The following is a 14,526-nucleotide window of genomic DNA, read 5'->3' as shown; positions in this document are numbered from 1 at the left end:
TCTTAATTTTCTGCGCTACGATGCTCATATACTTTTGTGTATGCTGCGCTTCGTACTCGAAAATCAGACCATTTTGGCTCAAGCTAGCGAAATGTAAGTAAACCCGGACAAGAAAGGATAAGTTTTTAACATTAACAATTGATTTGAACCAGTTAAATCAGGATAATGTTTTTTCCTTTGAGCCTCACTTTTGGACCATGCTAAGCATACTTATTTAAGCGAGAAATGCAATGAGTGAACCTGTAGATATAAAACAGATTTTTAGTATATTGCCACACCGTTACCCCATGATTTTGATAGACAGGGTATTAGATTTCAAGCCATTTGACTGTTTGACGGCTATAAAAAATGTCACCATTAACGAAAATTTTTTTAGTGGTCATTTCCCAGAAAATCCCATTATGCCAGGAGTATTAATGCTAGAGGCATTGGCACAAGCTAGTGGACTTTTAGCGGGGTTATCGCAAACACCGGAAGAAATTGATGGGATTTTGCATTTTTTTGCGGGTATAGATAATGCAAAATTTAAACATGTGGTTACCCCAGGAGATCAATTGCGCTTGGAAGTAAAGATATTAGCAAGAAAAAGAGAATTTTGGCGTGTACATGGTGAAGCTTATGTAGGTGATAAACTGGCCTGTTCCGCGGATTTATTAAGTGCTGCAAAGGAAATTCAAAAGTGATAAGTGAACGAGCGATAATTCACCCCACTGCAAAATTGGCAAAAGGGGTATCAGTAGGTCCTGGCGCTGTAATTGGTGCTGATGTAGAAATTGGTGAGAATACGTGGATTGGTCCTTATGCAGTAATTGAAGGGCCTACAACTATTGGGAAAAATAATAAAATTTTCCAATTTGCTTCCGTAGGCGATGAGCCCCAGGATATTACTTACAAAGGCGAGTCAACCCGATTAGAAATAGGCGATGATAATATCATTCGTGAATATTGTATGATTAGTCGAGGAACTGTTAAAGGGGGTGGTGTTACCCGTATCGGTAATAAGAACTTTTTTATGGCTTATTCCCATGTGGGACATGATTGCATGATCGGTAATCAAATTATTTTGGTTAGCTATGCTGCATTATCAGGGCATGTAACTGTTAATGATTATGCGAATATAGGTGGATATGCAGCAGTCCATCAGTTTTGTCATGTGGGTGCTTACTCCTTTATTGCTAGAGCTTCTTATGTAGCTAAAGATGTACTCCCTTATCTTATGATTTCTGGTGACACAACCTCTGCATGTGGTATTAATACTGTGGGATTACGCCGACGAGGATTTTCATCTGAAGCAATCGATGGCTTACGACGTGCTTACAAAATAATTTTCCGCAAAGGATTAACAGTACAACAGGCAGTTGCTGAATTAGAGTTGATGCAAAATGAATGCCCTGAGGTGGTTTTAATGATAGATGCATTAAATCAATCCACGCGTGGAATTGTTAGGTAATTGATTACAAAAAAATTTAATTAGAGTGATATCCTATGCTAGACATTCAATTATTACGGGATGATCCGCAATTTGTTGCTATGCAGCTATTAAAGCGAGGTTTTAAGTTTGATGTTTCATCTTTTACTACTTTAGAAGAAAAACGCAAAGCACTCCAAGTTGCAACACAAGCATTGCAAAATGAACGTAATTTACGTTCTAAAGCCATTGGCGAAGCAAAGGCTCGTGGTGAAGATATAGAGCCAATGCGTGAGGATATGAATCGTCTTGCCAAGGAGTTAGAAGAAAAAAAAGCTGATTTGGAGGGATTATTACAGCAAATCGAAGCAATTGCTTTAAGATTGCCTAATATACCACATGAATCAGTTCCAGTTGGCGAAGATGAGCAGCATAATCAAGAAGTAAGGCGCTGGGGTAAGGTTACTCCTTTTGATTTTCCGGTTAAATCTCATGATGAGTTGGGAGACGGTTTAGGTCAAATGGATTTTGCTTTGGCGGCGAAACTTACAGGCAGTCGCTTTGTGGTTATGAAAAATCAATTGGCCAGACTACATCGCGCCCTAATTCAATTTATGTTGGATATTCACACCCAACAGCATGGTTATCAAGAAATTTATGTGCCTTATATTGTCAATGCAGACAGTCTATTGGGTACAGGTCAATTACCGAAATTTGAAGAGGATTTGTTTAAATTAACTGGAGAACATGGATACTATTTGATTCCTACGGCAGAGATTCCTGTCACAAATACCGTCCGCGATACTCTTTTAAATGAACAGGTTTTGCCAATTCGTTATGTCTGTCATTCGCCTTGTTTTCGTAGTGAAGCGGGTTCTTATGGTAAAGATACCAAGGGAATGATCAGGCAGCACCAGTTTGAAAAAGTGGAGCTGGTTTGGATTACCAAGCCTGAAGATTCTTATCTCGCTTTGGAACAATTGGTTAATCATGCAGAAATAATTTTACAGCGTTTAGAACTGCCTTATCGAGTGGTAACCCTATGTTCAGGTGACATGGGTCCTAGTGCAGCAAAGACTTATGATTTAGAAGTTTGGCTACCCAGTCAAAATACTTATCGAGAAATCTCATCCTGTTCAAATATGGAATCATTCCAGGCGCGGCGTATGAAAGCACGCTACAGGCAGGAACATACACGTGAGATTGAATTGGTTCATACCCTAAATGGCTCAGGCCTTGCTGTAGGCAGAACATTGGTTGCATTGATGGAAAATTATCAGGATAAAGAAGGAAATATCCATATTCCAATGGCTCTAAGACCCTATTTAGGGGGAATAGAATGCATTCAACGCACCTAATTTAAAAAAAAGCGGGTATTTTGTACCGCTAACGAATTTTTTGTTGCAGCTTTGCTGCAACAAAAAGCAATCATTTCTTTTAATATCCTGCCCTAATATTATTTTCTGTTTTTTGTTCATTGAAATTAAATTTTGGTTCAAGCGGTACTGATTTTTCATTTTTTTGAGGCGGTGAAAAAAACGCGAGTTGATGACTACCAAAGGTACTTTTGTTTATATTGGTACTCTTTCCAAATTTTATTGCGGTGCTCGAGTCTTCATGTGACTGTGTGTACGCCTCCGTTCCCTGCTCCTCGTCTTCTTGTACATTACTCTCCTCAGCGAGTTTGAAAAGAGTTCCATTTATGGATTTTTCTGTATCTTGCATGAAAAAACTTAGGTTAATATCACTATCTTCTGCTGATGCATCAGGTGTTTGCTCTAAGTCGATCTCATTGTGTAACTCATAGGACCCTTGCATTAAATTACTCAGTTCATCCATAAGGTTCGTATACGCTGTAAACTCATCTTTGCGGGTTTTTTCTAATTCCAAGCTTAAGTATTTGCATTGCTTAAACATTGAATTTAGTTCCAAAACATCATTATGTAATTGCTTCCATGCTTGGCGTATGGGTTCCAAAGCGCCAGCTGATGGCGCATTTGGATTGATGGGTTTTGTGAATAGTGCTTTATTTTTTGATATACGCCGATGAATCGTTGTTATTTGATGGAGCAAGTTTTTTTTAATATGCGATTGCAGATTGGGATTGGTTTGAATTGCTTTTAAAATTTTTCTTAAAAGTTCAATTTTGCTGATGCATGCTAAATAAAAAACGTTTATTCTTCTAAGCGGGTATTCAAAAGATAATTGGTGCGTTTTCCTTACCTGATTGAATAGCCCCATTTTTGGCAAGCAATAGGCATTATGTTTCTGATCCAGATTGCGGAACTTTACTTTAGGTGAACAGGTTACTTTTAAGAGCATGCTCTTTTTTTGTTTTATCTTACAACGTTCTTTTTTAATTAGATTGATTAAATGACGTAATTTTGTTGTTAAAGATGGGGTTTTAAATAATTTTTCAATGACATTAAATTGCCCCGTAACGGTCAAAAAGAATAAGAAGTTGCGTTTGCATAAAAATTTGAATTCACGATTTTTTTGTTCATTTTGATGCATCACATCGATGCTATTGAGGGTTGCATTAATTTTTCTAAGCCATGCGAGATACGATATGAGCAAGGGGTAAGTTGCTTCGGATAATTCTTGTTGTTTGAAAAAAAATCGTTGTGAATTGTAAATAGTCCTTCTTAACTGTACATCCAGAGCTAATTGAATGGCATCCATATCACTCAATTCCTGTTCGTCCAAGTTTTAAAAGTATAGTAGTTTTTGTAAAATGTGCATTTATTTTGGTCTGACTGATTTTTTGATTGTCTTTCAGCGAGTTAAGTAATCTTTTGACTGAATGAGTATTTATTTTTATGATGTATTTTTTATTCTGTTTAAAGAAAAACTATGCTTATCGATTCTTCAGAGCTGATTCATGCTGTAGAACTTTATTTACGCCATTGGTTTTCATTCCCGAAAGATAAGGTATTTGCCCAAGTAACAACGGTTATGCATAAAAAGCCGCATATTAGGACCATGGAACTCTATCATTTCACTCCTAACAGTTCCCTTATTTTCCTAACGGATACTCGTTCACCAAAATGGTCTCATTTAAATCGTTGTCCCAATGTAGGAATTTGCTTAGTGAATCCGGAGCATGGTCAAATAATTGTAGAAGGAAGAGCAATACTGCATACAAGTCTGAGTAATTTGCCTTTGACCAGTTTATATTGGCACAATTATTTGGATGAATATTGGCGAAATTATTATTTAACAAACTCTGACACATCACATGGAATTTCATTATCTTTTGGTGTCATACAAACCATACCCACTTTGTGGCAAATTCTCGAAATCAATAAAAATGCTTTCTTAAAAAGTTCAAGAGTGGAATATAAATTTAAAAGGGGTATGTGGAGCAGCAATCCATTACCCCTTTTTTAAGTGAAGTAGATACTGAATTTTATTTTTTTACGCGTGTAGCCTGAAAAACAAAATAGGAATGTAATTGTGAAAAAAGGATTTTTTTATTCTCTAATTCTTCTCTTCTATAGCGTAGTACCTTTTCCACAAAAGACTTTTGCAGCCTGTTCTCTCATTGATTCGTCGGGTCAACCTGTTAAGGGATCCCATGACGCTTTAGGGTTATTGCTTTTATCTGAAAACGCATGCCCAAAAAATGTTTTTGAATTACGTCAGCTTTTCAAAAATTCAGGCCTGCAATTGAAAACTACATTGGTTGCAAACCGAGGGTTTCATAATCCTGGTGAAGGTAGTTTTAGCTTATTCGAGATGGTTTTTGGAGAATTTAAGACATCGGATAATCATCTGCTCATTAACGCGGGTGATTTCTTCTTTGGACATTTTACGGCAATTAGTTCAGAAGATGAGTTGATCGCTGATCAGAGCCCAGAAAAAAATTCACTCATGATCGAAGCATTTGCTTGGGATCCCAAGAAAGAAGTATTTAATTTCTATGAGCTACGTGGCGATGGCACTCAAGGTCAATGGTTTTACCGAGGAGATTCATTTGATATTTTTGCTGACAATGAATGGCTCCATCGCCAACCCGACCCACAGCATCTTCAGTTTGGGAGTCGACTCCGTTGTTCTGGCTGTCATAGTGCTGGAGGCCCTATTATGAAAGAGTTGGATAAACCTCATAATGATTGGTGGGAACCAGTTAGAGGGTTGGATTTTGGCGGAAGAAGGACTGATGCCTCGTTACACGATATTTTAGAAACCCTGGTTTCTTCAGAAGAATTAGCTAAAAATGTCTTAATTGGTCTTAAAAAATTGAACCAAAGCAAAACCTTATATCGAAAACGATCGGGTTCGTTACAAGAACAGCTTAGACCTTTATTTTGTCCTGTTGAATTAAATTTGATGTCGGATATTTTTCCTAATGACGTACTGCGCTCTGAAATAAGCATTCCTGCTGAATTTTTCCTTGATCCAAAATTTTTGCAGGCCGAAGACAATCAGGCAATTAGGATTTCGCGGACTTTTTATCATATCGCATTAAATACAGTAGGTAGTCATTTTCCTGAAACTGATTTAACTGATGCAGATCATGCTTGGCTTACACCTGTTAAGGCGAAATCAGATCAATTGGCTGTAGATAATTTGATACAATACGGAATAATTGATCAGAAGTTTGTATTGGATGTTTTAGATGTAGATAGAGCCAATCCAGTATTTTCATCAGCACGTTGTGGTCTTTTACGTTTGCTTCCTAATACAACTACATCCAATTGGCGAGAAATTTTTATGAAAAATCTCGGCCAGTCTCAGGATTGGGCTGCTAAAAAATTACTTAAAAATCTTACCTCACCGCAAAAAAATGTCGAATTCTATAGGCGAAAAGCCCAAAAGTTTCTTCTGCAATGCCAGTCGAAACTGCAAGACAGCGAACATGTTGTGAGGATGTATCATTTATTGATGCAAAGACGTGCTGAGGTTCGGGCATCTGAAATTTCATTGAATCCTCTAGGGCAAATTTTGGAGCCTGGATTTCGGGTTATTTTCCCTGAAAATAAAATCATCCCAAGGCCAGAAGCATTAAAGCTTACCTCTACGTGTGAGGTAGTTGAAGAAACTCAACACCCCCCCTTTCTCTCGGATTTGTTGCTTTTTTAGTGAAACGTTTTAAACACGACGTTTGAGATTTGATCTATATTGTTAATACATCCTAATATAAGTAACAATAAAATAGTACTTTTAAACCTGTAAAGAAATCGATAGGGAATTTTGAGATAATTAAAGTAACGCATGAGGGAATTTTGCATGGAAAAAGCAAAGGAGCATTATAAAAATCAAATTATTATGATTGGGTTTGGCTGTATTGGCCGCGCATTATTGCCCTTACTCATTGATAAATTGAATGTTAAACCCTCGCACATTACAGTGATTACCAATGGTGAAGAATCAATTGGCATAGCTCAAAAATTTGGGATAAATTTTCAAGTAAAAACAATTACACGCACGAATTATATCGAAATTATAGGAGACCGATTGCAACCCGGGGATTTTGTAATTGATGTTTCAATTACTCTTTCTAGTTACTGCATGTTAACACTTTGTGAACAAAAAGGAGCTTTATACATTAACGCTTCTACGGAGCGATGGGGTGACGAATTTATTTTAGAAAATATACCGCCTGAGTCTCGAACTAATTATTTGTTACGGGAAGAAGTACTGAAATTAAAAGGAAAAACCAGTAAGACAGCAATTATAACTCATGGCGCCAATCCGGGTTTAGTGTCACATTTTGTAAAGCAAGCGTTATTAAATATAGCTCGAGATAATCAGCTTAAGATTCCGATACCCAAAACACGTTTTGAGTGGGCCAAACTTGCATATACACTGGGTATTAAGGTAATTCATATCGCTGAACGTGATACTCAAACTGCTTTACCTTTTAAGGGTGTCGGCGAGTTTGTTAATACATGGTCGATTAAAGGATTTATTGAGGAGATAAGACAACCTGTTGAGATTGGTTGGGGAAGCCACGAACGTCACCTCCCGGAAGGAGCGAAATCCCATACTGTTGGACCTAACTGTTCTATTTACCTTGAGCGTCCCAGTGCGAGTATTAAAATCCGCTCATGGACACCAAGCTTCGGTACCTACCATGGTTTTTTAATCACTCATCCTGAAACCACTTCGATTACGCATTTTTTAACTTTGAAAGAGGGAGCCGAGCTACACTATCGCCCTACGGTTCTTTATTCCTATTGTCCGTGTCCAGATGCGATTCTTTCTCTTTATGAGCTCTATGGAAACGAATGGATTCCTCAACAAAAGAGTCGTTTAATTGTCGATGAAGTAAAGCAAGGTGTGGATGAGTTGGGGGTCTTATTAATGGGGAATCCCAAAGGGGCATATTGGTTCGGCTCAACTTTATCCATTGAACAAGCACGTGCATTGGCTCCGCATAATAATGCAACAAGCTTACAAGTTGTGGCAGGGTTATTTGCTGGAATTGTTTGGGCAATTGAACATCCCAATCAAGGAATTCTTGAGCCTGAAGAGCTGAATCATGAGGAGATTTTGAAGATTGCTTTACCTTATCTCGGTAAGGTAGATGGATATTATACAGATTGGACACCATTACAAAACAGAGGAAGGTTGTATTCAGAAAACTTGGATGCTGACGATCCTTGGCAATTCATCAATACCAGGGTTTGACTCATTGAAATAAAATCGGATTAATCTCTTTGTTTTTTAGTGTAAAAAATTTATCTCTTATCTTGTTTTCTCTACTGGATTAACACCCAATTTAATTGTAATCTTCATAATTGCCTCAAGCGAAGTTTCTCTTGAGCAATTAGGGTGTTATAACTTTGATTGTAATAGGTCCTAATGTCTATGTCCTGCGGCTTGTCCCCAGATCCAGCTCTCAGGCGGCTATTCATGGACGCCGCGGACTCCTCCGCGAACAAGACGTGGGGTAGGCACGTAAGGTGCCCTTATTACTTTTGATTTTAATTTAGGGAGGAGTATGGTTATATACGAAGTAAATTTAGCCATTGATGAAGCGGTTTATCCTCAATTTCAATTATGGTTAAAAAAGCATGTCAAAGAAATGCTCCAGCTTCCTGGATTTATGCAAGCATCTATTTTAAAACCTGAAAATGAGAGAACAGCGGACCAGGAGAAATTAACCATACAATATCAATTGGAAAATAGGGAATCTTTAAACGTATATTTCGCTGAGTTTTCCCCTAAGATGCGTGAGGAGGGACTTAATCTCTTTAAAGATAAATTTTCTGCTCAAAGAAGAGTGTTCGAGGTGCATGACACTATTGTTAAATAAATAGGGATATAACAATTTATATTGGAGTTCAGGAGTTTTCATCAATTGGATTTTTAAATCAAGAATTCTTTAAGGGCTAAGGATACTACCAATATCGTGTAGATTAAATTATTAAAAAATTTGCATCGGGTATATGTTTTCATATAGCCTGTGGCTTGTGCAGAAATCATTGCACTTTGTCCTTTGGAATTGATATAGGATATAGAATGAGACAAATAATTAAATTTGGATTTATATTGGGTTTGATGGCAAGTAGCAGCGCTTTTAGTGCGGATCCTGTTGAAGGACTTTATTTGAACTTACTGGGGCAGGTGAGCCATGCCTCAAGTCCTGATATTAATTTTACAATTAACAACCTCGCATCCCTAGGATCAATCCAGCTAGGACCTGCTGGCGGCGGGATGGGAGCTGCTCTTGGCTATAAAATTAAAAATTTCCGTACAGAAGCGGAGCTTCTTTTTAATATAAATAATTACGGTTCGCTCAAATCGGGTTCTTGTACGCTTATTAGTCCTCAGGTATTAGGTCCTGAAGGAGTATGCCCTGCTGCTTTTGAGGCTACAGGTCTAGGATTTAATGGAAACGTCATAGGTCTTTATGGATTGGTCAATGTGTATTATGATTTTCAATTCACTAATGATGTCGGTGACAATTCAAATTTTGTCCCTTATTTAGGGGCAGGCTTTGGTGGAGCGCTTATTCGACATCATGCTGCCTTCATAACTAATGAGCAATGTGTTACCTTAGGTACCTGTGCGCCGATCATCAACGAAAGTTTCGATACGTCTAACACAGGATTTGCCGCCCAAGGGATTATAGGGTTTTACTATTACCTTGATGATTTTACTACCCTGGGCCTAGATTTTCGTTACGTTTCTACGCTTAGTTTTAGTAAAAATAATAATCCTACGAACGAAGTCGATGATACTTTTGGCATAAGTACAATCAACATTACAGCTAACTTTGCTCTTACAAAGGCAGACTAATAACTCTTTTACTGTTTTAAATAGTATGCCATGCTTTTTTTAAATCATGGCATATTAGTCCAAAGGTCTTTACTCCAGAAAGTACAATAGAATGTTGTTTTCTATTTTATATAGGATTTGACTCAAGCGTATTCAGTTTCCCTGCTGTATTAACACTCCTTTCTTTTTTAATTAAGATCATTAACTTACGCTTATTTCATCAAGGAATAATAAAAACTATTTGATCATTAACTAAATGAAAGTTTCTAAGGAATTAAATTATATGCCTCTTCAATTATATTAAATCCCAGGAGGATATTTCAAAATTTAAATTTAATGTTTCAAAATTAGATATTTTGCTTCTATAGTTTTATGTATGTGGCTTTAAATTAAATACAAATTAGGAAAAAATCATGACATTAAAATATGATGTGATCGTTTTAGGGGGAGGTAAAGGGGGAAAAACTCTGGCTGTCGATTTAGCGAAAACAGGTCAGCGAGTTGCTCTAATAGAAGACAACCAAATTGGTGGTACTTGCATTAATGTGGCATGCATACCAACAAAAGCACTTGTACAATCAGCTAAGATAGCCCACTACTGCCGCTCAGCAACAGAGTATGGTTTAGATGCTACTCTTGCCCCCGTAGATTTTAAAGCGGTTCGTGCTCGTAAAGACGCGATAGTACAGGCGATGCGTGAAGCAAATTTAAAACAATTTCTAGATTCAGGAATGGATCTCATGCTAGGTCGTGGACATTTTGTAGGACCAAAGACGATTAAAGTGAGTTTATCTTCACCACGAGATGGGCAAGATGTATTAGAAATTACTGCGGATAAAATTTTTATTAATACCGGGGCCTTACCTTTTATACCCCCGATTCCGGGGCTCGACAAAGTAAAATATTATACTAATGACAGTTTAATGAATGTTGATAGAGTTCCTAAACATTTGCTTGTAATTGGGGGCGGTTATATAGGTTTAGAGTTTGCTCAGTTATTTCGTCGCTTGGGGGCGGAGGTCACGGTAATTGAGGCGGATAGCAAGTTTATTGGCCGTGAAGATAGAGATATTGCTGATCAGGTTTTTGATACGCTAACCAAAGAAGGGATTCATTTCGCTCTTAATACTAAAATCAATAGTATTCAAGAAACACAAGGCGAAGTAACTATCAATACAAATCAAAATGGAAAATCCGAGCTTATTCGTGGAAGCGACATTCTTATTGCTGTTGGTCGTATGGCAAATACAAGCGGATTGAATTTAGATAAAACAGGAGTTGAGCTTGATGAACGTGGTTTTATCAAGGTTAATGAACATCTGGAAACCACAGCACAAGGTATTTGGGCTTTGGGAGATGTAAAGGGCGGGGCACAATTTACCCATTTATCTTTAGATGATTATCGTTTAGTCAAGCATAATCTAAAAAATCCACAGAACAAACACTCAGTACAAGGGCGGCTTATTCCCTATACAGTATTTCTCGATCCAGAACTAGCCCGTATTGGAATGACAGAATCACAAGCTTTTGCACAAGGTTATTCGCTAAAAATAGCAAAAATTCCTGCTGCAGTTGTTCCTAGAGCAAAAACACAAGGTGAAACAACAGGCGTTCTGAAAGCCGTTATTGATGCAAAAACAGATCGTATTTTAGGTGTTTCCATTTTTTGTGCCGAGGCGGGTGAAATCCTTGGCGTAATCCAATTGGCTATGGAATTGGATATGCCCTATCAGAAATTACGTGATGTTATGTTTGCCCATCCTACCTTAGTTGAAAGTATTAATCTGTGGTTTGCTGCAGTGACAGAAAGGGGCAATTCTTAAGCAACTTAATTGTGCATAAATGGCGCACAATGTGCTTATTCATGTCTTTTGATTGACTCCTTAAATGGCTTTATGAAAGCCAATTTTTGTTCTTATTTAATAAAAGTTGATTAAACTTTTATTAAATCGATTTAAGTTTGCATAAAAAACACTAAAAAGTGTTGATTTCAATTTCATCTTATGTAAACCTTGCGCAACTATGATTAGGAAATTAATTTGTATAATAATTGGTATTAGTTGTCTTGCATTCGGTATGATCGGATTGGCACTTTATAAGAAAGCCCAGGTTCATACGAAACCACTACATACTAAAAAAGAAGTTGTTAACACCAAAAAAGAAGTTGTTAACACGCAAAAAGAAATTATTAATAACACCAAAAAAGTTATTAAAACCGAAAGTGTAAGAAACGTTACGACAGACAATAATACCTCGCATAAGAGTGCCGAAAAAATAGCTAATATGGCACCTAAGAGTGCTCATAAAGTTGTGGCCGTAAGAAAAAGCCCTCGGCCCAAGCACACCCCAAGAAAGGTTATTATGAAAAGCAGAAATATTGCTTTAACAAAAGTATCTTTTGATGAATTGCCAGGTTGGGATACTGCAGATGTTAAAAAATCTTTATCAGCATTTCAGAAGTCGTGTGAGACGTTTTTGAAACAGTCCCCTTCTCATATGATCAGGACACAACACATCAAATTAAAAGCTCGTGATTGGCATCCAGCGTGCAAGGCGGCATTAGCTCTAGACTCAGCCTCTGAAGATTCAGCAAAAGCTTTTTTCGAGAAGTGGTTTCGTCCTATTGAGTTTGCACAAAAAAAGCCTGTTCATGGTTTATTTACGGGTTATTACATGCCAAAAATAAAAGGAAATTTAACAAAAAGCCCTAAATACAATACGCCAATTTACGGATTACCAAAGGGAAAATATTCAACTTCCTATACTCGTGAACAAATTGATAATGGAGCCCTTAAGAAAAAAGCGCCGGTAATTGCCTGGATTCATAGTCCTGCAGAACGCCTTTTTTTAGAGATAGAAGGCTCTGGTGTGATTCAACTACCTAATGGTGAAAATATATACCTAGGCTATGCAGGTGAGAATGGTGCTCCCTACACGTCAATTGCCAAGGTAATGATTAATAAAGGGATCATGACGCGGCATAATGCATCTAAAGCAGCGATTGTACGCTATTTAGAGAATCATCCTGAAAAAGCAAAAACAATTATTGAGAAAAATAAGTCCTTTGTCTTTTTTGAGGATTTAGGAGAGCCCATGGCGCTTGGAGCTCAAGGTATGGCACTTACACCTGGCTATTCTTTAGCCGTAGACAAGAAGTGGATCCCACTTGGTGCTCCGCTTTGGTTAGATACGAAACGGCCCGACAAAAATCAAACAGATGAGAAACAATTTCAGCGTCTTATGATTGCACAAGATACAGGCGGCGCGATTCGTGGTTTTATGCGAGGTGATATTTATTGGGGTTCAGGAAAACTTGCAACATTTCTAGGTGAACATATGAAAAATGAAGGCCATTATTGGTTATTGCTCCCTAAGAATATTTTAAATCGATTAGCCAAAAAATCACTTTAATATCTTGATTAACAATCGATATTAATTACAACATCCATGACAAATCTACATTTTGCGCTTTAAGCCTGACTGTTATCCGCGTAGGTAGGGTTCATTAACAATAAGCTCACACAGAATATTCTATTACTCTAATTCGCTGTAGAGATCCATCGTATAGGGACAATGGAAAATTAACCCAATAATCAAATAACTTATATATTCATTTTCAATACCTGGGATTTTTGGCAATACGATTGGAGTTGCAATCTCCACTAGGAAATAAAGTTATCCATTTAAAAAGGAATGAATCATTTGCTTCGTTCTATTTATAAAGGAAGATTTTTCTTATCCTCAGGAGGTGGTGGTGCAGAATTAAGAACATATACAATTAATAGAATAAAAAACGCAGCTAAGGAAAGATAGAGAATAATTTTTGCTATAGCGACCAGAGTGGGATTTGTTCCTGTAAATCGGTAAAGAGCTGAAATAATCGCTATTACCAAACACACAAAAGCTCCTGTTAACATTATCTTTCCTTGCGTTGAGTATTCTCCATCATATAGTAGTACAAACTTGCTGACCGTGCTGTACCTTCCATGAAGCCAGGTTAGTTTAGTTTATTTCCATGGTATAAAAGGTCTTTTGGATCTTTGAAAAATAGAATGGTTTTGCTGCTTCAATTGTACAGAAATTAATGGTTTATTCTTTTATCTGATATTTAATGAGTAGCCTCATTATGCAAATGAGGCTACTCAATGTGGCAGGCACTATTGTGAATTGGAATGGGTCTATATATTCGCCTAAATTTCCAAGGCCTTCATCACTTTGTTGACATCTTCCTCAATAATTTTATTGATTTCCGAAAGCTGATCTGAATACCCAACAGATTCAATAACTAAGGTAGCAACTTCTTCATAAAAAGTATCGCGTTCACTATGTTGTTTTTCCAGGAAGGTCATCATATCATCTACCGGAAGCGCTGGGACCCGCCCATTCTTCATCCGACCAAGTTGAGTTGGAATAGAGACCTTCAAGTAAACAACAAATTCAGAGGATAACAATTTTCGGCATTGTTCGCTTGACACAACACATTCTTCTAATAAAACAACAACATTTTCTTTTTCGGCACAATGGGAAATGATGTCGGCTTGACATCGATTAAACGCTGCTTCACCTTGCTCGCCCAGAATATCTCGTGTCTGCCGCCCGATATAGCGTTCAATACTTGGATTTGCATCGACGATTTGCCATCCTAATTTTTTAGCCAAAGCTTCGGTAAATATAAATTTTCCTGCACCCATATGACCGACGATGAAGATACGTTTTGTCATTTTTTAATATCCCCTTTTAGTTTCAGAAATGAATTATAGCATGTTGGCTTGGTCAAGGCTTAGGATTTGAATTACAGGCTTCCCCTATAATTACTAATGTTTTTTGATATTCCCTCTAGAACAACGCACCTGTTTCAATTAGCAGCCGCCCTTGTGAGTGGTTTATAC

The 14,526-nt window shown here is 37.4% G+C and carries 13 protein-coding genes; 10 read left to right on the top strand and 3 right to left on the bottom strand.

The features are described from left to right. Positions 1 to 230 precede the first annotated feature (230 nt). Genes fabZ through serS form a run of 3 tightly spaced genes read left to right on the top strand, consistent with a single transcriptional unit; the run spans position 231 to position 2,766 of the window. On the top strand, positions 231 to 683 hold the full coding sequence (fabZ, locus tag LXO92_RS15860; RefSeq protein ID WP_040522516.1) for a 3-hydroxyacyl-ACP dehydratase FabZ: 453 nt from the start codon (positions 231 to 233) through the stop codon (positions 681 to 683). Next, positions 680 to 1,450: an acyl-ACP--UDP-N-acetylglucosamine O-acyltransferase gene (gene lpxA / locus LXO92_RS15855; protein WP_182350502.1), complete on the top strand. Its 771-nt coding sequence runs from the start codon at positions 680 to 682 to the stop codon at positions 1,448 to 1,450. Before fabZ ends, lpxA begins: the two co-directional genes overlap by 4 nt. A 35-nt stretch (positions 1,451 to 1,485) precedes the next feature. Continuing rightward, positions 1,486 to 2,766, top strand: a complete 1,281-nt coding sequence (serS, locus tag LXO92_RS15850) for a serine--tRNA ligase (protein ID WP_182350501.1) — start codon at positions 1,486 to 1,488, stop codon at positions 2,764 to 2,766. A 79-nt stretch (positions 2,767 to 2,845) separates the two neighbouring features. Here the strand turns inward: serS and LXO92_RS15845 are convergent, their stop codons facing one another. Beyond that, positions 2,846 to 4,090 (bottom strand): hypothetical protein, encoded by a 1,245-nt coding sequence (locus LXO92_RS15845; protein ID WP_182350500.1) that lies wholly within the window; start codon positions 4,088 to 4,090, stop codon positions 2,846 to 2,848. A 171-nt stretch (positions 4,091 to 4,261) separates the two neighbouring features. Here LXO92_RS15845 and LXO92_RS15840 point away from each other — a divergent pair, with 171 nt between their 5' ends. The 7 genes from LXO92_RS15840 to mltA all read left to right on the top strand — a co-directional run bounded on the left by LXO92_RS15840 (position 4,262) and on the right by mltA (position 13,048). After that, positions 4,262 to 4,798 (top strand): pyridoxamine 5'-phosphate oxidase family protein, encoded by a 537-nt coding sequence (locus tag LXO92_RS15840; RefSeq protein WP_182350499.1) that lies wholly within the window; start codon positions 4,262 to 4,264, stop codon positions 4,796 to 4,798. Positions 4,799 to 4,864: 66 nt separating this feature from the next. Further along, positions 4,865 to 6,493, top strand: coding sequence for a hypothetical protein (locus LXO92_RS15835; protein WP_182350498.1), 1,629 nt, complete (start codon positions 4,865 to 4,867; stop codon positions 6,491 to 6,493). Between the two features lie 147 nt (positions 6,494 to 6,640). Beyond that, the gene (locus LXO92_RS15830; RefSeq protein WP_182350497.1) at positions 6,641 to 8,044 is read left to right on the top strand and encodes a saccharopine dehydrogenase C-terminal domain-containing protein; all 1,404 of its coding nucleotides are present in this window, start codon (positions 6,641 to 6,643) and stop codon (positions 8,042 to 8,044) included. A 313-nt stretch (positions 8,045 to 8,357) separates the two neighbouring features. After that, positions 8,358 to 8,672: a DUF4286 family protein gene (locus tag LXO92_RS15825; RefSeq protein WP_232891312.1), complete on the top strand. Its 315-nt coding sequence runs from the start codon at positions 8,358 to 8,360 to the stop codon at positions 8,670 to 8,672. Between the two features lie 206 nt (positions 8,673 to 8,878). After that, positions 8,879 to 9,658: an outer membrane protein gene (locus LXO92_RS15820; RefSeq protein ID WP_182350495.1), complete on the top strand. Its 780-nt coding sequence runs from the start codon at positions 8,879 to 8,881 to the stop codon at positions 9,656 to 9,658. 392 nt (positions 9,659 to 10,050) lie between these two features. Continuing rightward, positions 10,051 to 11,460: a mercuric reductase gene (locus LXO92_RS15815; RefSeq protein ID WP_232891311.1), complete on the top strand. Its 1,410-nt coding sequence runs from the start codon at positions 10,051 to 10,053 to the stop codon at positions 11,458 to 11,460. Positions 11,461 to 11,659: 199 nt separating this feature from the next. Then, complete coding sequence (gene mltA, locus LXO92_RS15810) at positions 11,660 to 13,048, top strand: murein transglycosylase A (RefSeq protein WP_232891310.1); 1,389 nt, start codon at positions 11,660 to 11,662, stop codon at positions 13,046 to 13,048. 305 nt (positions 13,049 to 13,353) lie between these two features. Here mltA and LXO92_RS15805 read toward each other — a convergent pair whose 3' ends face one another. Both LXO92_RS15805 and LXO92_RS15800 read right to left on the bottom strand, forming a co-directional pair. Further along, the gene (locus LXO92_RS15805; RefSeq protein ID WP_182350492.1) at positions 13,354 to 13,554 is read right to left on the bottom strand and encodes a DUF1328 domain-containing protein; all 201 of its coding nucleotides are present in this window, start codon (positions 13,552 to 13,554) and stop codon (positions 13,354 to 13,356) included. Positions 13,555 to 13,827: 273 nt separating this feature from the next. After that, positions 13,828 to 14,358 (bottom strand): shikimate kinase, encoded by a 531-nt coding sequence (locus LXO92_RS15800; RefSeq protein WP_182350491.1) that lies wholly within the window; start codon positions 14,356 to 14,358, stop codon positions 13,828 to 13,830. Positions 14,359 to 14,526 lie beyond the last annotated feature (168 nt).

Origin of the sequence: Legionella resiliens (genome assembly GCF_021344005.1) — a bacterium.
Taxonomy (GTDB): Bacteria; Pseudomonadota; Gammaproteobacteria; order Legionellales; family Legionellaceae; genus Legionella; species Legionella resiliens.
Note: the sequence above shows the minus strand (reverse complement) of the source record. Positions and strands in the feature narration are given on the sequence as shown.